Annotated in this window: 16 protein-coding genes; 3 read left to right on the forward strand and 13 right to left on the reverse strand. The window is 71.8% G+C overall.

What is annotated here, in order from left to right; translation table 11 throughout:
* Window positions 1-15: 15 nt before the first annotated feature.
* The 5 genes from CP969_RS10720 to CP969_RS10740 all read right to left on the reverse strand — a co-directional run bounded on the left by CP969_RS10720 (window position 16) and on the right by CP969_RS10740 (window position 6,705).
* Window positions 16-855: a carbohydrate ABC transporter permease gene (locus CP969_RS10720; protein ID WP_004989586.1), complete on the reverse strand. Its 840-nt coding sequence runs from the start codon at window positions 853-855 to the stop codon at window positions 16-18.
* Window positions 852-2,216, reverse strand: a complete 1,365-nt coding sequence (locus CP969_RS10725) for an ABC transporter permease (RefSeq protein ID WP_016826786.1) — start codon at window positions 2,214-2,216, stop codon at window positions 852-854. The genes CP969_RS10720 and CP969_RS10725 overlap by 4 nt, the downstream gene beginning before the upstream one ends.
* 5 nt (window positions 2,217-2,221) lie before the next feature.
* On the reverse strand, window positions 2,222-3,556 hold the full coding sequence (locus CP969_RS10730; protein ID WP_016826785.1) for an ABC transporter substrate-binding protein: 1,335 nt from the start codon (window positions 3,554-3,556) through the stop codon (window positions 2,222-2,224).
* A 38-nt stretch (window positions 3,557-3,594) separates the two neighbouring features.
* Window positions 3,595-5,217 carry a glycoside hydrolase family 13 protein gene (locus CP969_RS10735; RefSeq protein WP_026085282.1) on the reverse strand — a complete coding sequence of 541 codons (1,623 nt, stop codon included), beginning with the start codon at window positions 5,215-5,217 and terminating at the stop codon, window positions 3,595-3,597.
* 216 nt (window positions 5,218-5,433) lie between these two features.
* The gene (locus tag CP969_RS10740) at window positions 5,434-6,705 is read right to left on the reverse strand and encodes an ABC transporter substrate-binding protein (protein ID WP_016826783.1); all 1,272 of its coding nucleotides are present in this window, start codon (window positions 6,703-6,705) and stop codon (window positions 5,434-5,436) included.
* Between the two features lie 127 nt (window positions 6,706-6,832).
* On the opposite strand from CP969_RS10740, the gene CP969_RS10745 reads away from it, so the two are divergent.
* The 3 genes from CP969_RS10745 to CP969_RS10755 are packed head-to-tail and all read left to right on the forward strand — an operon-like array spanning window position 6,833 to window position 10,422.
* On the forward strand, window positions 6,833-7,348 hold the full coding sequence (locus CP969_RS10745; protein ID WP_004989573.1) for a PadR family transcriptional regulator: 516 nt from the start codon (window positions 6,833-6,835) through the stop codon (window positions 7,346-7,348).
* Window positions 7,345-8,094, forward strand: a complete 750-nt coding sequence (locus CP969_RS10750; RefSeq protein WP_016826782.1) for an ABC transporter ATP-binding protein — start codon at window positions 7,345-7,347, stop codon at window positions 8,092-8,094. Before CP969_RS10745 ends, CP969_RS10750 begins: the two co-directional genes overlap by 4 nt.
* Before the next feature lie 45 nt (window positions 8,095-8,139).
* A complete protein-coding gene (locus CP969_RS10755) occupies window positions 8,140-10,422 on the forward strand; it encodes an FtsX-like permease family protein (protein WP_150474914.1) in 2,283 nt (760 codons plus the stop codon).
* Window positions 10,423-10,435: 13 nt separating this feature from the next.
* Here the strand turns inward: CP969_RS10755 and CP969_RS10760 are convergent, their stop codons facing one another.
* From CP969_RS10760 to CP969_RS10795, 8 genes are all read right to left on the reverse strand, one after another.
* Window positions 10,436-11,428, reverse strand: a complete 993-nt coding sequence (locus CP969_RS10760) for a hypothetical protein (RefSeq protein WP_016826781.1) — start codon at window positions 11,426-11,428, stop codon at window positions 10,436-10,438.
* A 90-nt stretch (window positions 11,429-11,518) separates the two neighbouring features.
* Window positions 11,519-13,171 (reverse strand): glucose-6-phosphate isomerase, encoded by a 1,653-nt coding sequence (gene pgi / locus CP969_RS10765; protein ID WP_150474915.1) that lies wholly within the window; start codon window positions 13,169-13,171, stop codon window positions 11,519-11,521.
* Between the two features lie 243 nt (window positions 13,172-13,414).
* Window positions 13,415-13,750, reverse strand: coding sequence for an RNA polymerase-binding protein RbpA (locus CP969_RS10770; RefSeq protein WP_003976875.1), 336 nt, complete (start codon window positions 13,748-13,750; stop codon window positions 13,415-13,417).
* Between the two features lie 222 nt (window positions 13,751-13,972).
* Window positions 13,973-14,209, reverse strand: coding sequence for a preprotein translocase subunit SecG (gene secG / locus CP969_RS10775; RefSeq protein WP_208026456.1), 237 nt, complete (start codon window positions 14,207-14,209; stop codon window positions 13,973-13,975).
* 95 nt (window positions 14,210-14,304) lie between these two features.
* A complete protein-coding gene (gene tpiA / locus CP969_RS10780) occupies window positions 14,305-15,081 on the reverse strand; it encodes a triose-phosphate isomerase (RefSeq protein WP_004989562.1) in 777 nt (258 codons plus the stop codon).
* A 6-nt stretch (window positions 15,082-15,087) separates the two neighbouring features.
* On the reverse strand, window positions 15,088-16,299 hold the full coding sequence (locus CP969_RS10785; protein WP_004989560.1) for a phosphoglycerate kinase: 1,212 nt from the start codon (window positions 16,297-16,299) through the stop codon (window positions 15,088-15,090).
* Between the two features lie 146 nt (window positions 16,300-16,445).
* Window positions 16,446-17,453 (reverse strand): type I glyceraldehyde-3-phosphate dehydrogenase, encoded by a 1,008-nt coding sequence (gene gap, locus CP969_RS10790; protein ID WP_004989557.1) that lies wholly within the window; start codon window positions 17,451-17,453, stop codon window positions 16,446-16,448.
* Between the two features lie 227 nt (window positions 17,454-17,680).
* The gene (locus CP969_RS10795) at window positions 17,681-20,632 is read right to left on the reverse strand and encodes a M14 family metallopeptidase (protein ID WP_026085281.1); all 2,952 of its coding nucleotides are present in this window, start codon (window positions 20,630-20,632) and stop codon (window positions 17,681-17,683) included.
* Between the last annotated feature and the right edge of the window lie 47 nt (window positions 20,633-20,679).

Raw genomic sequence — 20,679 nt, forward strand, 5'->3', positions numbered from 1 at the left:
CGACGGGTGCGGGCGTCACTTCACCGATCCCGCCATCACCCCTTGCACGAAGTGCCGCTGGAAGGCGAAGAACACGACCACCGGCACCACCAGCGACAAGAACGCGCCCGGCGCCAGGACATCGATGTTGCTGCCGAACTGCCTGATCTGCGACTGGAGTTCCACCGTCAGCGGCTGGGAGGAGCTGTCGGCGAAGAGCAGGGCGACCAGCATGTCGTTCCAGACCCACAGGAACTGGAAGATGGCGAGGCTGGCGATCGCCGGGCGGCCGACGGGGAGGACGAGCCGGGTGAAGATGCGCCACTCGCTGCCGCCGTCCATCCGGGCGGCCTCCAGCATCTCCTTGGGCATCTCGGCGAAGTAGTTCCGCAGCAGGAACACCGCGAACGGCAGCCCGTACGCCACGTGGAACAGCACGACCCCGGGGATGGTGCCGAACAGGCCCAGTTGACCGAAGAGTTTGGCCACCGGCAGCAGCCCGATCTGGACGGGGACGACCAGCAGCGCGACCACGACCAGGAAGATCGGCTCGCGCCCCGGGAAGTCCAGCCAGGCGAAGGCGTATCCGGCGAGCGCGGCGACGACCACGACCAGGACGGTCGTCGGCACCGAGATCAGCACGGTGTTCCAGAACGCCTGCGTCATGCCGGAGTTCTCCAGCAGCGCCGCGTAGTTGTCGAAGGACAGCTGCCCGGGGTCGGTGAACACGGTCCACCAGCCGCCCTCGGCCGTGTCCTCGGCGGAGCGCAGCGAGGACAGGAACAGTCCGGCCAGCGGGGTCATCCACACCAGGCCGATCACGACCAGGAAGGCCTGCACCACCGCGCTGCTCAGACCGCGACGGATCGCGTTCATCGCTGACTCCTTCGGAAACGGCGGACGTTGAAGACCATCGCCGGGACGACCAGGAGGAGCAGCAGCACACCGAGCGCGCTGCCGAGCCCCTGGTTGTTGCCTCCGCCGAACGACACCAGCCACATCTGCGTCGCGAGCACGGTCGCGTCCTCCTGCACGGGCCCGGGCGCGATGATGTAGACGAGGTCGAAGACCTTCATCACGTTGATCACCAGGGTCACGAAGACGACGGTGAGCACCGGTGCGAGCAGCGGGACGGTGATGCGGCGGAAGATCTGCCACTCATTGGCCCCGTCCATCCGCGCCGCCTCCAGCGCGTCCCGGGGCAGGGTGGACAGACCGGCCCCGATCAGCACCATCGCGAAGCCGGTCCAGATCCACAGGTAGGCGCCGATGATCGCCGGCGTGACGAGGGTCGGTCCGAGCCAGGAGATGCCCTCGTAGGGCGGTGCGAAGTTGGCGGCGGGCAGCTTCAGCGCGTACGAGCCGCTCTCCAGGCCGGTGAGGCGGAACGAGCCGTCGGACGCGGTGGTCGTGCTCGCGACCGTCCTGCCGTCGCGGAGCGCCTCGACCTTCATCCCGGGCAGTCCGCTCTCCTCCCGGTCGACCACCCCCGGCTTCCCCCCTCCGCCGGGGGTGAAGTCGAGGTACACCACACCGCGCACCTCGTCGGCGCCGGCCCGGCGCGAGGCCGCCGCGTGGGCGGGTCCGGCGTCGTCCGGGAGGTCCTTGGGGGCGACGCCGACCAGGCCCAGCGCCGCCGTGCCGCCGGGCGAGACGTCCGCGCCGGTGACGTAGGAGCCGTCCGCCTGCCGGGTCAGGCCCTCGTCGTCGCGGGCGCGGGCGGTCGGGTAGGACGAGGTGCCCTTGAAGGCGTCGTGGACGGTGACCGCGGCGGCGTTCAGGACGCCCTTGTCCGGGTCCTGGTCGTAGGCGAGCCGGAAGATGATGCCGGCGGCCAGGAAGGACACCGCCATCGGCATGAACAGCAGCAGTTTGAAGGCGGTGGCCCAGCGGACCTTCTCCACCAGCACGGCCAGGATCAGTCCCAGGCCGGTGAGCAGGGCGGGGGCGACGACGACCCAGATCGCGGTGTTCCGGACGGCCTTGAGGGTGGTCGGGTCGCGGAACATCTCGGTGTAGTTCCCCGCGCCCACGAACTCGTTCCCGGAGGCGTCGAAGAGGCTGCGGCCCACGGAGAACAGCACCGGGTACACCACCAGCGCGCCCAGCAGGAGCAGCGCGGGGAGCACGAACAGCAGGGCGACGACCCGCCCCCGGCGGCGCGGGCGTCCGCCGCGCGCGCCGCCGGGGTGCGCGGGCGCCGGAGGGCCCGCCTCTTTCACCAGTGTGGCGGTCATGGTCGTCAGTTCCCGTACGCCTTGGCCGCGGCGTCCTCGAGCTCGGCCGCGGTCTTCTTCGGGTCGGACGGGTCGCGCAGGAAGTCCTGGAGGATCTTCCACTCGCCGGCGCCCTTGGTGCCGCCGAAGGCCGCCGGGGCCTGGTCGGACATGTCGAAGCGGACCGAGTCGCCGGCGTCGATCAGGGACTTGGCGGTGGCCCGGGTGACGTCGTCGCCGTAGGAGGAGAGGTCCAGCTCCTTGTTCGGGGAGAGGAAGCCGCCCGCCTCGGCCCACACGGCGGCGGCCTCGGCGGTGGCCAGGTACTCCAGGAGCGCCATGCCGGCCTCGGCGTTCTTGCCGTCCTTGAGGACGACGGCCGCGTCGCCGCCGCTGACCACGGGGGCCTTGCCGGAGCCGACCGGCGGGAAGGGGAAGAAGTTCGCGTCGGTGCCGATGGTCTTCCCGAACTGGTCCTTGGCGACGCCCGCGACGAAGTCGCCCTCGTAGACCATGGCCGCCTCGGCCTTGGGGCCGAAGACCTTCTCCACCGAGCCGGGGAAGTCGGTGTTGAGGGCCCCCTTCTGGCCGCCCTCGATGAGCTGCTTGTCCTTGAAGAGCTTGCCGAGCGTGGTGAGCGCCTCGACCACCGTCGGGTCGGTCCACTTGATCTCGTGCGCGGCCAGGGCGTCGTACTTCTCGGGCCCGGCCTGGGAGAGGTAGACGTTCTCGAACCAGTCGGTGAGCGTCCAGCCGTCCTGCCCGGCGACCGAGAAGGCGGCGAGGCCGGAGTCGGAGATGGTCCGCCCGCTCTCCAGCATCGCCTCGTACGTCTTCGGCGGCGTGACGCCGGCCTGTTCGAGGGCCTCGGGGCTGTACCAGACGGTCGACTTGTGGGCGGCCTTGAAGTACAGGCCGTACAGGGTGCCGTCGACGCTGCCGTAGTTGCGCCACACCTCGGCGAAGTTGTTCTCCACGGTGTCCCGGACCTTCTCGTCCAGCGGCTTGAGCCAGCCCTTCTCGGCGAACTGCTTGAGCACGCCGACCTGCGGGACCATGACGACGTCGGGGGCGTTGCCGCCCTCGATCTTGCTGCCGACGACGGTGGAGACGTTGTCGCCGGTGGACACGAACTGGGTCTTGGCGCCGGTCTTCTCGGTGAAGGCGTCCAGCACCTTCTGGAAGTTCTTCTGCTCGCTGCCGGACCAGACGCCGGCGACGGTGACGGTCTGGCCGCCGAGCGACTTGTCGCCGCCGCCGGCCGTGACGGGCTCGCCGCCGCCGCAGGCGGTCGCGCCGACGGCGAGGACGAGGGCGGTGCATCCGGTGAGCAGGGTGGTACGTCGAGTACGTCGCATCATCGTTGATGTCCCTTCAGAGGTGCGGAAGTTGCCGGGGTTCAGGAACCGTCGATCCACCAGGCGGCGGTGGAGCCGGGGAGCATCCCGGGCGGGCAGGGGCCGCTGGCGAGCAGCGGGGTGCCGGGGACCGGGGCGGGTGCGGGGGCGGTGCCGAAGTTGACGGCGCACACGAGGCCGTCGCCGCGGACGAAGGCGAGCACACCGGGCTCGGTGTCCAGCCAGCGCAGGGTGCCCTCGCCCAACTGCGGGAGCGCGGAGCGCAGTTGCAGACCGTCCCGGTACAGGTGCCAGAAGGACCGGGTGTCGGCGAGGGCGCGGTCGGTGGCGTACTCGGCGAAGTACTCGGGCTGGGGCAGCCACGGCTCGGCGCTCTCGGCGCCGGGGGTGAAGCCGAACGGCGAGGCCTGGCCGGACCAGGGCAGCGGCACCCGGCAGCCGTCGCGGATCCGGGCGCGGCTGCCGGTGCGGCGGAAGATCGGGTCGGTGAGCACGTCGTCGGGCAGGTCGACGACCTCCGGCAGGCCCAGTTCCTCGCCCTGGTAGATGTACGCGGCGCCGGGCAGCGCCAGCATCAGCAGCGCGGCGGCGCGGGCGCGGGCGGCGCCGAGTCCGCTGCCCTGGGGGGTGGGCTCGCCGTAGCGGGTGACGGTGCGGACCTGGTCGTGGTTGTTGAGGACCCAGGTGACGGTGGAGCCGGTGCCTGCGATGTCCTCCATGGCCTCGGAGATGACCTTGCGGAAGGCGTCGGCGTCCCAGGGGGCGCTGAGCAGGTCGAAGAAGAACGCCTGGTGCAGCTCGTCCGGGCGGACGTACTGGGCGTGCTCGCGGGCGGTGGGGACGGAGACCTCGCCGACCAGGAGGCGTTCGCGGCCGTCGCGGGCGGTGTACTCCTCGCACACCGCGCGCCAGTGCCGCCACACCTCGTGCACCTCGGGCTGGTTCCAGGCGAGCGGGTTGACCGAGTCGCGGGTGCGGGCGTCGGCCTCCGGGTCGGGCGAGTCGGGCAGTTCGGGGTGCTTGAACAGGCCGGCGGCGACGTCGATGCGGAAGCCGTCGACGCCCCGGTCCAGCCAGAAGCGCAGGATGCGGTCGAACTCGGCGGCGACCTCCGGGTTGCGCCAGTTCCAGTCCGGCTGTTCGGGCGTGAACATGTGCAGGTACCACTGGCCGGGCCGGCCGTCCGGCTCGGTGAGGCGGGTCCAGGCGGGGCCGCCGAACATGGCGTGCCAGTTGTTGGGCGGTTCGGCGCCGTCGGGTCCGCGGCCGTCGGCGAAGTGGAAGCGGGCGCGCTCCGGGCTGCCGGGGGCCGCGGCGAGCGCCGCGCGGAACCAGGGGTGCTCGCTGGAGCAGTGGTTGGGGACGATGTCCAGCAGCACCTTGATGCCGAGCCGCCGGGCGGCGTCCACCAGCAGGTCGAACTCGGCGAGGTCGCCGAAGACCGGGTCGACGTCCGTGTAGTCGGCCACGTCGTAGCCGTGGTCGTGCTGCGGCGAGGGGTAGAAGGGGCTCAGCCAGATCCCGTCCACGCCGAGCTTCCTCAGGTACGGCAGACCCGCCCTGACCCCGGCGAGATCGCCGATGCCGTCACCGGTGCTGTCCAGGAAGCTGCGGACGTACACCTGGTAGATCACTGCGTCGCGCCACCAGTGGTGGGTGTCGATGTGCTGGAGACTCACCCCGTCGACCTGTCTGTGCGTGCGGAGGCCGCCCGGGACTCCGGGCCGGCGGTTATGCATGCATGTTAAGTAGGCGTGTCGAGAAGGTGTCAACGAATGCGCGGAAGCTGCCCGGGAGTTGCCAGGGTGAAAGGGACTCATATCCGGACGAATCGACGCCGAATGAGATGTCGGCGTTACCTAACAAGTAACTAGGAGGGTCTAGCGGGAGGAGACGGCGGCGAGTTCGGTCGCCAGTCGGCGCACCGCGGCCTCGGGCGTCTGCTGCCCGGTCATCGCGTCGTGCACGACGGCCTGCACGACCAGGCTCACCTGGTCGTAGTGCGGGCTCTTGGGGCGCGGGGCGGCGGCGAGCACGCTCTCGCGCAGGGTCGGCAGGTAGGGGAACCGCCGGACCAGTTCGGGGTCGTCGTACAGCGCGGCCCGCACCGGCGGCAGCGCGCCGCGCGTGAGGACCTGGCGCTGGACCCGCTCGCCGGTGAGGTACGCGATCAGGCGCGCCGCGGAGTCGGGGTGCCGGGCGTGGCTGCTGACGGCCAGGTTGGAGCCGCCGAGGACGCTCGTCCCCGGACCGTCCGGCCCCGGCAGCGGCACGGCGCCCACCTTGCCCGCGACCTCGGAGCCCGGGGCGGAGGCGGCGACGTAGGCGTAGGGCCAGTTGCGCAGGAAGAGCAGCCGGCCGTTCTGGAAGGCCTGCTTGGACTCCTCCTCCTTGTACGTCAGCGCCTCCTGCGGGATCCAGCCCTCGCGGACCCCGCGCGCCAGGAAGCCGATGCCCTCCCTGGCCGCCCGGGAGTCCACGGTGACGCGCTCGCCCTCGTCGCCGAGGATGGTGCCGCCGGCCGAGTAGACGGCCTCGGCCGCGTTGACGGTCAGGCCCTCGTAGGGCAGGAACTGGCCCGCGTAGCCGTCGAGGCCGTGCTCCGGGGCGACGGTCCTCGCGATCCGCTCCAGCTCGGCCCAGCTGCGCGGCGGCTCGACGCCCTCCTCGGCCAGGACGTCCTTGCGGTACAGGAGCAGTCCGGCGTTGGTGACGTAGGGGACGGCGTAGAGCCGGCCGTCGTAGGTCGCCGTGTCCACCACCCGTGGCAGGAAGGTGCCGAGCGGGAAGCGCTCACGGGGCAGCGGGCGGATCCAGCCGGCGGCGGCGAACTCCGAGGTCCAGCTGACGTCGATGTTGAGCACGTCGAACCGGCCGCGCTCGCCGCCGCGCAGGTCGGTGATCATCTGCGCGCGGGTCTCGTCGGCCGAGTCGGGCAGCTCGACGAGGGTGACCTTCTCCCCGGGATGGGTGCGGTTCCAGCCCTCGAGGACGGAGCCGAGGTAGCCGGTGAGGTCGCCGGCGGTGGCCAGGGTGAGCGGGCCGCGGCCGTCCGCGCCGGCCCCCCCGGCCTGCGCTCCGGAGGCGACGTAACCGGTCAGGACCACGACCAGGACGAGGAGGCCCCTACCCGCGGCACGGACCCACCGCATAGGTTCCTCCCTGTACACCGTCACCCGGGCACCCTTGTCCGGGAGTCAGAGGCCATGTATACCCGTTAGGTATGCGCGATACTAGGGCCCGCGGCACACAACTCGGGATGCGAGGAGGAGAGCACGAGTGCGGCTGCCCCTCCTGGCCCTGCTCGCGCGCGGCCCGGCCCACGGCTACGAGCTCAAGCAGGGTCTTGAGCAACTGCTGGGCTCCGCGTACCCTCAGCCGAACGTCGGCCAGATCTACGTCACCCTCGGCCGCCTCGAGAAATCGGGGCTGATCGAGGGCGAGGACGTCGAGCAGTCGAGTCGGCCCAACAAGAAGGTCTACCACCTCACCGACGCCGGGCGGGAGGCGCTGCACGCCTGGTACGAGGAGACGGCGGACGAGCCTCGGGTGCGGGACGAGTTCTTCATGAAGCTGGCCCTGGCCCCGCAGACCGGTCTCGCCGACCAGATCGCCCTGATCAACCGGCAGCGGCGCCAGTACCTCAACACCATGCGGCAGTTGTCGAAGCTGGCCGCCGCCGAAGACCGGGACAACCGCATCGCCCATCTGCTGATCGAAGGCGCGATGCTGCACCTGCAGGCCGACCTCGACTGGCTGGAGCGGTGCCAGGAAGAGCTGGAGGGGCTTCAGTGAGCGAGAGCACCGCTCCCGTGCTGCGTGCCGAAGGCCTGGTCAAGACGCACCACGGCGAGGGCGCCCCGGCGCACGCCGTGCGCGGGGTCGATCTGAGTGTGGCGCGCGGCGAATTCGTCGCGATCACCGGTCCGTCCGGCGCGGGCAAGTCGACGCTGCTGCATCTGCTCGGCGGACTGCAGCGGCCGGACGCGGGCAGCATCTGGCTGGACGGCGAGTGCACCGACGGCTACGGCGAGGCGCGCTGGGCGGTGGAGCGCCGCAGGCGGATCGGGATCGTCTTCCAGTTCTTCAACCTCGTCTCCGACCTGTCGGTCGCCGACAACGTGGAACTGCCCGCCCTGCTCGCCGGGGTGTCGCCGAGGAAGGCCCGCGCCGAGCGCGAGGAGCTGCTGGCCGAGCTGGGGCTCCGGGGCAAGGAGCGGAGCATGCCGGGCGAGCTGTCCGGCGGTGAGCAGCAGCGGGTCGCGCTGGCCCGGGCGCTGGTCAACCACCCGCCGCTGCTGCTGGCCGACGAGCCCGCGGGCAGCCTGGACAGCAGGGGCACCCGCGAGGTGATGCGGCTGCTGTCCCGCTTCCACCGGCGGGGCCAGACGATCCTGCTGGTCACCCACGACGCCCGGCTGGCGAGCGCCGCGGACCGGGTGATCAGCTTCTTCGACGGGCGGATCGCCGACGACGTGGAGCTCGACGGCGTGCCGCCGCGCGGCAAGGGCATATCCGGGGTCCTGGAGCTGAAGGACTGACATGCGGGCCTGGTACGACCACTGCGCGCCGGGGGACTGAGGCCGGTGCGGGCGACCCTGCGCTGGGCGCACTCCGATCTGCGCACGCACCGCGGCGAGGCGCTGTTCCTGGTCCTCGCCACCGCGGGCATCGTCGCGTGCCTGCTGCTGGCCACGGCCCTGTTCGGGTACGCGACCAACCCCTGGCAGCGCGTCTTCGCGCAGGCGCACGGCGCGCACGTGACGCTGCACACCACCGCCGCCGCCGACGCCGGGAAGCTGGCCGACCTGGACGGTGTGGAGTCCGTCGACGGCCCCCACCCCACCGCCCCGGTCACCCTCGCCTCGCGCGGCAGCCGCGCCTCGGTCGAGCTGCGCGGCACCGTCGAGCGCCCCGAGGTGGGCCGCCCGCTGGTCACCTCCGGGCACTGGCTGGACCCGGCCGTCCCCGACGGCGTGGTCCTGGAGAGCCGTCTGGCCGGTGCGCTGCTGGCGGCACCCGGTGACACGCTCACCGTGTCCGGCACCGCGCGGAAGCTGACCGTCGTCGGCGTCGCCGACAGCGCCGAGCCCCGCTACCGGCCCGGTGAGCGGCCGGGCCTGGTGTGGGCCCTGCCGTCGGCCGTGACGGACCCGGGCGGACAGGTGGTCGGGCTCCGGCTGACCGACCCCGGCGACACCGGGTACGCCGTGCAGCGGGCGGTGACCGTGCTGGGCGCCGGGGCGATCGGCGAGGTCACCACCTGGCAGCAGGCGCGTGCCGAGGCCCAGGGCGACAACCGGCTGCTCGGCCAGGTGCTGGGCCTGTTCGGGCTGGGCGCGCTGATCGCCGCCGGGTTCGCCGTGCACGGGGCGATCGGCACCCGGATCCGGGGGCACCTGCGGGACATCTCCGTCCTCAAGGCGATCGGCTTCACACCGGGCCAGGTCGTCCGCGTCTTCCTGGTCCAGCACCTGGTCTACGCCCTGCTGGGCGCCGTGGCCGCCGCCGTGCTCACCGAGGCGCTGGGCAGCGCGGTACCGGGGCGGCTCGGCGACGCGGTCGGCGTGTGGCAGGGGCTGCCCGGGCACACCGCCGCGCTGTTCGCGGTGCCGGTGGGGGCGGTGCTGTTCATCGGCGCGACCACCGGGCTCGCCGCCTGGCGGGCCGGCCGGGTGCCGCCGGTGCCGGTGCCGCGGCCGTCGGCTCCCCCGGCCGGCCGGCTGACGGGCGTGGCGCGGCGGGCGCTGGGAGCACGGGTGCCGCCGGCGCTGGTGCTCGGCTGGCACCGGGCGTTCACCCGCCGCCCGCGCTCCCTGGGCGCGGTGGCCCGGCTGGCGCTGCCGCTGGTGCTGATCGTGGTGGCGATGAGCGCGTGGACCACCCTGGACCGCTTCCACAGCACCCCCGAGCGGGTGGGGCTGCCGACCGCGCTCAGCGTCCGCGCCGACGCGGGTCCCGGCGAGCGGGAGGTCCGCGCCCTGCTGGAGCGCGATCCGCAGGTCGCCGCCGCCTACCCGGGCGTGGAGGTGGCCGCCCTGGTGCCCGGGCAGACGGCCACCATCGCCCTGCGCGGTCTCGGCACCCACCGGGAGCCGTACCCGTTCACCCTGGCCGAGGGCCGGGCCGCGCGGGGCCCGGACGAGGCGGTGGCCGGGCAGGGGCTGCTCGATCTGCTGCACGTCCGGGTCGGCGACTGGGTGCGGGTGACCGTCGGCGACCGGCCGCAGATCCTGCACATCGTCGGCCGCAGCATCGAACCGGAGAACGCAGGCCGGGTCATCTCCACCTCGCTCGACACCCTCCGCGCCAACGACCCGGACCTCCGGCCGACCCTCCACCACCTCCGTCTGGCCCCCGGTGCCGACCCGGAGGCGGTGGCCGACCGGCTGACCGAGGCCGGGCGCGGCCACCTCGACGTGCACACGGTGGCCAACCCGGCCGACGGGCTGTCCCCGCTGCGGGCGGTGGTGCTCGGGCTGATCGTGGTCCTCGCCCTGATCGGGCTGATCGAGCTGCTGACGGCGATCGGCGGCACGGTCCGCGAGGGCGAGCGGGACCTGCTGGCGCTCAAGGCCATCGGCCTCTCCCCCCGGCAGATCACCGCGATCACGGTCACGGCCATCTCCGGCACCGCGCTGGCGGCCGTGCTCGTGGCCACCGTCCTGGGGCTGCCGCTGGCGCACTGGCTGATCGACGCCCAGGGCAGGTCGAGCGGCATCGGCGCCGGCATCGCCCAGGGGCCCTCCCCCGTGCTCCTGCTGCTGCTCGGGGCGGCCGCCGTGCTGGGCGCCGCCGCTCTCGCCGCCCTCCCGGCCGCACGGGCGGCCCGCCGCCGCCTCGCGGACACGCTGAGCGCGGTCGCCTGAACTCCCGGCGGGGTCAGCCGCCGTAGGGGCCCCGGGGGCGCCGCGGGGGGTACGGCGGCCGCGGGGCGTACGGGTGGCCGCTCCCCCCGGGCGCGTACGGGCCCTGCGGGCCCGGCCCGTACGGGTGCCGCGGATACGGGGCGTGCGGGTGCTGCGGGTGGGGCGCGTACGGGTGCTGCGGGTGGGGGACGTGCGGGTGGCCGTAGGGGTTGCCCTGCGGCGGTACGTGCGGCAGTCCCGTCGGGACGGGGCCCGGCAGGGGCGGGAGGCTCGCCGGGTGCGCGCGCAGCCGGATGCCGTAGCGCCGCTTCAGCCGGCCCGTCTCCAGCAGGGCGATGGCCGTGACGGTGACGGGCGCGCCCAGGATGAAGACGACGCCCAGGGTCAGGCTGAGCCCGTGCAGATCACCGGTGACCAGGTCCGGGACCGCCATCAGCCAGCTGGTGACCGCGGCGAGCAGCGCCGGCAGGGAGCGGTGCACGGCGGCCGCCCCGAAGAGGTTGCCGGAGACCCGCACGGCTCCGGCGACCACGAAGACGAGAAGCCACATCATCGCCAGGCCGCCGACCAGGGACAGCAGGATGCCGCCCGAGGTGCTGGTCGTCTGCACCAGCAACGCCAGGCCGACGACGCTGCCGACGAACAGCAGGAGCAGCTTGAGGGAGTTGAGCAGCGGCACCCGGAGCTGCCGCACGGTACCGGTGCTCCGCCAGACCAAGAGCATCACGCCGACCGTCAGCGGGGTGAGGAACAGCAGCACCGCCGACGCGGTCAGCGCGTTCTCCAGCAGCTCCGTGAGGGCGAAGCCGCCCTCGACGAAGGTGTAGACGCCGAGCGAGGCGACCGCTCCGGCGACGACCCGGAAGCGCTTGAGGCGCTCCACGGTCGGATCGAGCGAGTCCGGTATCCACGCGGGGTGGAACACCGCCCGGGCGACCGTGTGGGGCTTCAGAAAGGACCGGGCCGTCAGCGTGCCGTCCGTCCAGCTTCCTCGTGCGCGTGCCACCTGGTGCTCCCCCGAGCGCTCGCTTCCATGATCGCCGGGGATTGTACGGGAGGCGGACGGCGCTGTGCCGTCCGCCTCCCGCGCCGTGCCTCACTGCCGGCCGCGCAGCTCCCGGTAGGTGCTGACGAGGGCCTGGGTGGAGGCGTCGAGGCCGGGGACCGGGGTGCCGTCGGTGAGGGCGGGCTCGACGCGCCGGGCGAGCACCTTGCCCAGCTCCACCCCCCACTGGTCGAAGGAGTCGATGTCCCAGACCGCGCCCTGCACGAACACCTTGTGCTCGTAGAGGGCCACCAGCTGGCCGAGCACCGACGGCGTCAGCGCACGCGCCAGGATCGTGGTCGTGGGATGGTTGCCCCGGAACGTCTTGTGCGGCACCAGCTCCTCCGGCACCCCCTCCGCCCGCACCTCCTCCGGCGTCCTGCCGAACGCCAGCGCCTGCGTCTGGGCGAAGAAGTTGGCCATCAGCAGATCGTGCTGGGCCCTCAGCCCCCCGCTCAACTCGGCCACCGGCTCGGCGAAACCGATGAAGTCCGCCGGAACCAGCTTCGTGCCCTGATGGATCAACTGGTAGTAGGCGTGCTGCCCGTTGGTCCCCGGCGTGCCCCACACCACCGGACCCGTCTGCCACTGCACCGCCCGCCCCCGGCGGTCCACCGACTTGCCGTTGGACTCCATGTCCAGCTGCTGCAGGTACGCGGTGAACCTCGCCAGGTAGTGCGAGTACGGCAGCACCGCGTGCGACTGCGCGCCGAGGAAGTTGTTGTACCAGATGCCCAGCAGCCCCAGCAGCAGCGGGACGTTGGCCTCGGCCGGCGCGGTCCGGAAGTGCTCGTCGACGATCCGGAACCCCGCCAGCATCTCCCGGAACCGCTCCGGACCGATGGCGATCATCAGCGACAGGCCGATCGCCGAGTCGTAGGAGTAGCGCCCGCCGACCCAGTCCCAGAACTCGAACATGTTCGCCGGGTCGATGCCGAACCCGGCGACCTCCTCCGCGTTGGTGGACAGCGCCACGAAGTGCTTCGCCACCGCCGCCTCGTCCCCCAGCGCCGCCAGCAGCCAGGCGCGCGCCGCGGTGGCGTTGGTGACCGTCTCGACGGTGGTGAAGGTCTTGGAGGCGATGACGAACAGCGTCTCCGCCGGGTCCAGGTCGCGGACGGCCTCGTGCAGGTCGGCGCCGTCCACGTTGGACACGAACCGGAAGGTCAGCGCGCGGTCGGTGTAGGCGCGCAGCGCCTCGTACGCCATCGCGGGGCCCAGGTCGGAGCCGCCGATGCCGACGTTGACCACGTTGCGGATCCGCCTGCCGGTGTGCCCGGTCCACCGCCCGGAGCGGACCCGGTCGGCGAAGGCGGCCATCTGGTCCAGCACCGCGTGCACGGCCGGCACCACGTTCTGCCCGTCGACCTCGACCACCGCCTCCCGCGGCGCCCGCAGCGCGGTGTGCAGCACCGCCCGGTCCTCGGTGGTGTTGATCCGCTCGCCGCGGAACATCGCGTCCCGCAGCGCGAACACCCCGGTGGCCTCCGCCAGCTCCCGCAGCAGCGCGAGCGTCTCGTCGGTGACCAGGTGCTTGGAGTAGTCGACGTACAGGTCACCGACCCGGAGGGTGTACGCGGTGCCGCGACCGGGATCGGCGGCGAACAGTTCGCGCAGGCTCGTCCCGCCGAGCTCCTCACGGTGCTTGGCCAGCGCGCTCCACTCGGGCGTCTGGTTGAGCCTGGTACGGCTGTCTGCGTTCATCTCGGACTTCAGCCTTCTTCCTTGCTGCCTGTGCTGCGTACCTGCCCCGCTGCGCTTCCAACCTAATTGATCAGCGGTGGACATGAGCTGTCGTGACGCCGTCGGCCGACGCAACAACAGGTACGTCCGATCGGCTCACCGGTATCAGCGGCCGGCCCGCGGGTGTTCGCGCGTGTCGGCCACGGCGTGCAAGGAAACGGCTTCGGCCAGGCCCCCCGTGGGTGCCCGGCCGGTCCTGGAACGCTAGATCTCGCCCCGCAGTTTGGCGAGCGCCTCGGCGAGGATCGCCTCGCCGTCCGCGTCACTGCGCCGCTCCCGCACATAGGCGAGGTGCGTCTTGTAGGGCTCGGTGCGCGGCGGGTCCGGGGGGTTGTCGCGGTCCTGCCCGGCCGGGAATCCGCAGCGGGGGCAGTCCCAGGTTTCGGGCACCTGCGCGTCGCTCGCGAAGCTCGGCTGTGTCTCGTGCCCGTTGGAGCACCAGAAGGAGATGCGCAGCCGCGGCGCGGACTCGCCACGCTCGGCCTCACCCATCGGCCCCGCCCCGACCCGGCTCCCCCGGATCGCGTTGCCACTTGCCACGGTCGTAACTCCCTGCGTGATGGTGCCGCGAAGCGAGTCGGCGTGCCGCTCCGCTGCGAGCGCCTCAGTCTACGTAAGGCCCAACGCGCGTCCAGTGTCCGGAGTTACCACCCCCACGTCCAGACGCAGGCCCCATGATAGGACGCGCCGTGCCGCACGTACCGGACATGGGGCCTTACGTGGGGAGCGCCGCAGGGAAGGGGCGCGCAACGTCCCCTCGGGTCAGTTGTTCACCTTCATCATGATGCCCAGCACCACGATGCACGCGAACCAGAGCAGACCGACCACGACGGTGATCCGGTCGAGGTTGCGCTCGGCGACCGAGGAGCCGCCGACGGAGGACTGCATGCCACCACCGAACATGTCGGAGAGACCGCCGCCCTTCCCCTTGTGCATCAGCACCAGCAGCATCAGCAGCAGGCTGAAGACGATCAGGGCGATCGAGAACCCCAAAACCACGGCTGGACCAACTTCCTCGGATTCGGACGGACGACACGGGGCCCAGCACAGGGCCGGACCCCGCAAGGGTACGACGGATCGCCGCTAGCGCATACTCACTGGTCGCGGAAGCGGACGATCTTGACGAACTCGTCCGCGTCCAGCGAGGCACCGCCGACCAGCGCGCCGTCGATGTCGGCCTGCGCCATGATCTCGGCGACGTTGCCGGACTTGACCGAGCCGCCGTACTGGATGCGGACCTTGTCGGCCAGCTCCTGCGAGTACAGCTCGGCGATCTTGCCGCGGATGGCGGCGCAGACCTCCTGGGCGTCCCCGGCGCCGCAGACCTTGCCGGTGCCGATGGCCCAGACGGGCTCGTAGGCGATCACGATCGACTCGGCCTGCTCGGCCGGGAGGTCCTTCAGACCGCCCTCGACCTGGGCGAGGGTGTGGGGGACGTGGTGGCCCGCCTCGCGGACCTCCAGCTCCTCGCCGACGCAGAGGATGGGGGTGATGCCGTGCTTGTAGGCGGCCTTGACCTTGGCGTTCACCTGCTCGTCGGTCTCGCCGTGGTACTGGCGGCGCTCGGAGTGGCCGATCGCGACGTAGGTGCACTTCAGCTTGGCCAGCATGGGGCCGGAGATCTCGCCGGTGTAGGCACCGCCGTCGTGCGCCGAGATGTCCTGGGCGCCGTACTTGATCTTCAGCTTGTCGCCTTCGACGAGGGTCTGCACGGAGCGCAGGTCGGTGAAGGGCGGCAGGACGGCGACCTCGACGTCCTCGTAGTCCTTGTCGGCCAGGGCGAAGGCGAGCTTCTGGACGTGGGCGATGGCCTCGAGGTGGTTGAGGTTCATCTTCCAGTTGCCCGCCATCAGCGGCGTACGGGTGCTCATTGAGGGTCAGTCCTCCAGTGCGGCGAGGCCGGGGAGCGTCTTGCCCTCGAGGTATTCGAGGGAGGCGCCGCCTCCGGTCGAGATGTGGCCGAATGCCTGCTCGTCGAAGCCCAGGGTACGGACGGCCGCGGCGGAGTCGCCGCCGCCGACCACGGTGAAGCCCCGGGAGTCGGTGAGGGCCTGGGCGACCGCCTTGGTGCCCTCGGCGTAGTCGGGGTGCTCGAAGACGCCCATGGGGCCGTTCCAGAAGACGGTGGCCGCGTCGGCGAGCTTCGAGGCGTACAGCTTGCGGGTCTCGGGACCGATGTCCAGGCCCTCCTGGTCGGCCGGGATGGCGTCCGCGGCGACGGTGGCGGGGTGGGCCGGCGCCTTGGTCTTCAGGTCCGGGAACTCCCCGGAGACCAGCGTGTCGACCGGCAGGACCAGCTCGACACCGCTCTTCTCGGCGCGCTCCAGGTACTCGCGGACGGCGGGGAGCTGGTCCTCCTGCAGCAGGGACTTGCCGACCTCGTAGCCCTTGGCCTTGAGGAAGGTGTAGGCCATGCCGCCGCCGATGAGGAGCCGGTCGGCCTTGTCGAGCAGTTCGTCGATGACGGCGAGCTTGTCGGAGACCTTGGCGCCGCCGAGGGCGACGACGTAGGGCCGCTTGACGTCCTCGGTGAGCTTCTTCAGGACGCCGACCTCGGTGGCGATCAGGTGGCCGGCGTAGTGCGGCAGGCGGGCCGGGAGGTCGAAGACCGAGGCGTGCTTGCGGTGCACCGCGCCGAAGCCGTCGCCGACGTAGACGTCGGCGAGGGCGGCGAGCCGGTCGGCGAAGGCGCCGCGCTCGGCGTCGTCCTTGCTGGTCTCACCGGCGTTGAAGCGCAGGTTCTCGATGACGGCGACCTGCCCGTCGGTGAGGCCGGCCACGGTGGACGTGGCGGACTCGCCGACGGTGTCCGTCGCGAAGGCCACGTCGGCGCCGAGGAGTTCACCGAGGCGCGCGGCGGCCGGGGCGAGGGAGAAGGCGGGGTCCGGGGCGCCCTTGGGGCGGCCCAGGTGCGAGGCGACGACCACGCGGGCGCCCGCCGCGGCGAGTGCCTCGACGGTGGGCAGCACGGCGCGGATGCGGCCGTCGTCGGTGATGGTGGTGCCGTCCAGCGGCACGTTGAGGTCGGCGCGGACGAAGACCCGCCTGCCCGCGACCCCTTCGGAGAGGAGTTCGTCGATCGTCTTCATGAGGGCTCCCTGGGTAGAGCTCGTGTTCACTCGTGATCGCTCGTGATCGAAAGAGGACAACCGTTCCGATACGCGCGTCAGGGCTCGGACGGCGCGTCGCCGCACCGGCCGAGCCCTGCACTCATATCAGGCTGCCCGCTCCACGGTCAGAGCTGGTTGCCCACGAAGACCGTCAGGTCGACGAGACGGTTGGAGTAGCCCCACTCGTTGTCGTACCAGCCGATGACCTTCACGTTCTTGCCGTCCTGGACCATGGTCAGGGACGAGTCGAAGGTGCAGGACGCCGGGGCGTTGACGATGTCGGAGGAGACGATCGCGTCCTCGGTGTACTCGAGGAGGCCCTTGAGCTCGCCCTCGGCGGCCTTCTGGAAGGCGGCGTTGACCTCTTCCTTGGTGACCTCGCGGCCGAGCTCGACGACCAGGTCGGTGACCGAGCCGGTGGGAACCGGCACGCGCATCGCGATGCCGTCCAGCTTGCCCTTGAGCTGCGGCAGCACCAGGGCGGTGGCCTTCGCGGCGCCCGTGGTGGTCGGGATGATGTTCTCGGCGGCGGCACGCGCGCGGCGCAGGTCCTTGTGCGGGAAGTCCAGGATGCGCTGGTCGTTCGTGTACGCGTGCACCGTCGTCATCAGACCCTTGACGATGCCGAAGTTCTCGTCGAGCACCTTCGCCATCGGCGCCACGCAGTTGGTGGTGCAGGAGGCGTTGGAGATGACGTGGTGGTTCGCCGGGTCGTACTGATCCTGGTTGACGCCCATGACGATGGTGACGTCTTCGTTCTTCGCCGGGGCGGAGATGATGACCTTCTTGGCGCCGCCGGTGATGTGCTTCTCGGCGTCTTCCTTCTTCGTGAAGATGCCGGTCGACTCGATGACGATGTCGACGCCCAGCTCGCCCCACGGGATGTCGGCGGGGTTGCGCTCGGAGAGCACCTTGATCGTCTTGTCGCCGACGGTGATGGTGTCCTCGGTGTGCGAGACCTCCTGCTTGAGACGGCCGAGGATGGTGTCGTACTTCAGCAGGTGGGCGGTGGTCGCGGTGTCACCCAGGTCGTTGACAGCCACGATCTCGATGTCCGCACCCTGCTCCAGCAGAGCGCGGAAGTAGTTGCGACCGATGCGGCCAAAGCCGTTGATGCCTACGCGGATCGTCACGAACCGATCTCCTCGTTGGTACGCCGGCCCGATGTGCCGGCGAGCTGTATTTGGGATGTCCCCGACCACTGTCGACCCTACCTCTCCGGGGCCCCGGCCGTGACATCGAGTCGTCCCATACCCGGCAGGGCGGCCCTTACCCACCAGTAGGGTACGGACCGCCCGAACCGGAGGGCCTTTGTCCCTCCATCTCGCTACAGCGGGTCAGCGCTCGTTGACGCCCCCGGTCACGCGTCGAGGGCGTCGAGCGCCTTCCTCATCAGCGCGGCCCGGTCGGCCGCCGAGGTCAGGTGCTCCAGGCCGAAGCCCAGCAGCACGGTGTCCTCGGTGGTGACCGCCGAGTAGGTCCGGAACAGCTCTCCGGTGCGGGTCCAGTCCTTCAGGACGGCGGGACTCCCGGCGGGCGGTCCGGAGGCCCTCCAGGCCCCGAGCGAGGTCTCGAAGCCCTCGGTGCCGGTCGCGGTGGAGCCGACCACGAGGGAGGCGTCGTCGACGAGGACGCCGTGGCCGCCGCTGCCCGGGTCGGTGACGTAGGCGATCGAGACCTCGACCGTCTTTCCGGCGTAGGCGCTCAGGTCGAAGTCCACCTGCCGCCAGCCGTCGGAGGAGCCGGTGAGGCTGTGCCACGCGCCGGTGGTGCCGGTCGCGGCGCAGCCGCCCTCCGCCGGGGTCAGGTAGTGCTTCAGCCAGGGGTGCTCGCCGACGTAGAACCCGCCCCCGCACTCGGTGGGCACGGTGGTGCGGGTCGCGCCGCCCGCCTCGGGCAGCGTCGTCCAGTCGTCGGCGCCGGCGGTGTGCGCCTCGACGACGACGTGGTCGTAGCCCGGTTCGGTGTCCCACAGCAGCTGGGCGCGCAGGGCGGGCTCGTCGGCCGCGTCGGTACCGGTGAGGTCGATGGTGCGGGTGAGGCGCTTGTAGCCGTCGTCGGTGTGGACCGCGGCGGCCATGTACGCGCCCGCGTACGGGCCGTACGGGCTGGCCGTGCCCGGGAACCGCCCGGCGCCGGCGCTCGCGAACCGCGGATGCGTCGCGACGGGCAGCTCGTCGGAGGTGACGCCGTAGGTGCCGGCCTTGTCCAGCGGGTTGCCGGGCGCGTCGCCGAGCGCGCCGGAGAAGCCCTCCAGCCTGCCGGAACCGGTGAACGCGGTGGCCTCGGAGGTGGACGTGCGCGTGTAGGCGCCCAGGTAGTACTGGCTGAAGTCGTCGGACAGGGCGCCGCCGAGGTCGACGCTGCCGCCGGCCTGCTCGCCCGCCTCGATCAGCCGGCCGCCCTCGTTGAGGAAGGCGCGCAGCTGGAGCTGGGTGGCGACGCCCGGGGTGCCCGCGCCGGTGTGGTGGACGACGGTGTCGAAGTGGCTCAGCACGCCGAGCGCGTCGGGCGCGCCCCTCTCGGCGACGTCCCAGACGGCCGCCTTCCGGCCGTTGGCCCCGAGGGCGTCGACGTACTTGCGGGCCTGGGCGGCCTTCGCGCCCTCCTCGGCGACCACGAGGACGTCCGCGCGGGGCCGTTCGGCGACGGTGTAGGTGAAGCGCTCGCTGGAGACCTTCTTCCCGCCCCCGGTCCTCCCGGTGAACCACACCTCGACCTCGTCGCCCGGCTCGCCGTGCCCGATCCCGGCCCGGTACTCGTCGAAGTAGAGGTTGTCCTCGCCGCCGAACCGCTCGCCGCCCTTCCAGGGCCGCAGCGCCTCGCCGTGCGTACGGCCGCCGTTGACGCGGTACTTGAGCTCCTTGTCGCGCACGGCCTTGCGGACGACGACGGAGACCTCCTGGTCGCCGCCGCGGGCGTACGACGTCGTGAACGCGGCCGGGGTGAAGTCGGCGGCCTGCGAACCGACCGCGGAGGACGGCCGGTCGGGGTGAGCGGCGCTCTCGGCGACGGACAGCGCGAACGGGACGTTCTTGGCGAACTCCTGCTGGATCAGCTTCTCGTCGTCGGGGAAGGTGAAGGTCGAGCGGCAGTCGTCGGGCCGCCACGCGTCGTCCGGGTCGACCTCCGAGGCCGTCTGGCAGGTCGACATCTCGGGCGTGAACATCGCCATGCCGTTGACGTTGGCCGCGTGGCCGTCGGCCTCGCCGTTGGTGGTGTACAGCTCGGAGGAGAGCTGCGGGTGGTAGCCGGGGATCGCCGAGTTCCCGGGCGTGCCGGCGAGGGCCCGGTAGAGCACGTCGTCGGGGGTCGGCGTGGCCACCTGCCAGCCGACCCCGTAGAGCAGGAGTTCGGCGGCGGAGTGGTAGTTGATGCCGTAGGTGAAGCCGATCCGCTTCTGGAAGGCGTCGATCGCCCTGGTCTCGGGCTCGGAGCCGGGACTCGCGCCGCGGTAGGTCTGGCCGGCGGGGCGGGGGGACGAGCCCTCGTCGTCGTAGCCCCACTTGTAGGGGAAGTTGCGGTTGAGGTCGACGCCGTCGCCGGTGCCGATGACGCCGTCGCCGTTGACGTCCCGCAGGTTCTTGCGCCACAGGCGGTTGGCGTCGCTCGCGAAGGTGTGGTCGTAGCCGTCGGGGTTGGCCGACAGGACGAACCACAGCTCGGTGGTGTCGACGATCTTCTTGACGCGCCGGTCCGTCCGGTAGTTGTCCAGGTAGTGGTGCATCAGCCGCCGGGTCATCTCCGGGGTGATCCACTCGCGCGCGTGCTGGTTGGACATGTAGAGGACGGCCGGTTTCGAGCCGTCCTTCGTCTTCCCGGCCTTCCGGGTGAGCTTCAGGGCGAGGATGTCCTGGCCCCTGATCGTCCTGCCGATGGAGACGACCTTGGTGAGGTCGGGGTGGTTGCGGGCGGTGCGGAGGATCTCCTCCTTGAGGCCGCCCTTCCCGCCGTACGGGCGGAAGACGCCCTCGGCGGCGGCCGCGACCCGGTTCTCCGCCCGGGCGGAGAGCGTGTGCTCGGTGAGGTCGACGCCCCGTTCCTCCAGCCGGGCGGCCTGCCGGTCGGTGAGGTACACCTCGACGGTGGCGGTGCCCTTCTCGGGGACCCGCTCGCCGAGTTCGTGGGCGTCCTGCCCGGCCTCCAGCAGCAGGGGCACCTGCCGGCCGGTGACGTCGGCGCGGAAGACCTTGACCTCCTCCGCGCCGGGAGCCCCGGGGCTCTCCGGTTGTGCCCGGGCGACGGGCGCCAAGGCGGCCGTGCCGGCCAGGAACGCGCCGACGGCGAGGATCGATCCCGCTCTGTGTCTCATGAACCCCACGGCCTCCCCCAGAGGTGGTCCGCCACGGCGGCGAACAG

The organism is Streptomyces viridosporus T7A, from assembly GCF_008704515.1.
GTDB lineage: Bacteria > Actinomycetota > Actinomycetes > Streptomycetales > Streptomycetaceae > Streptomyces > Streptomyces viridosporus.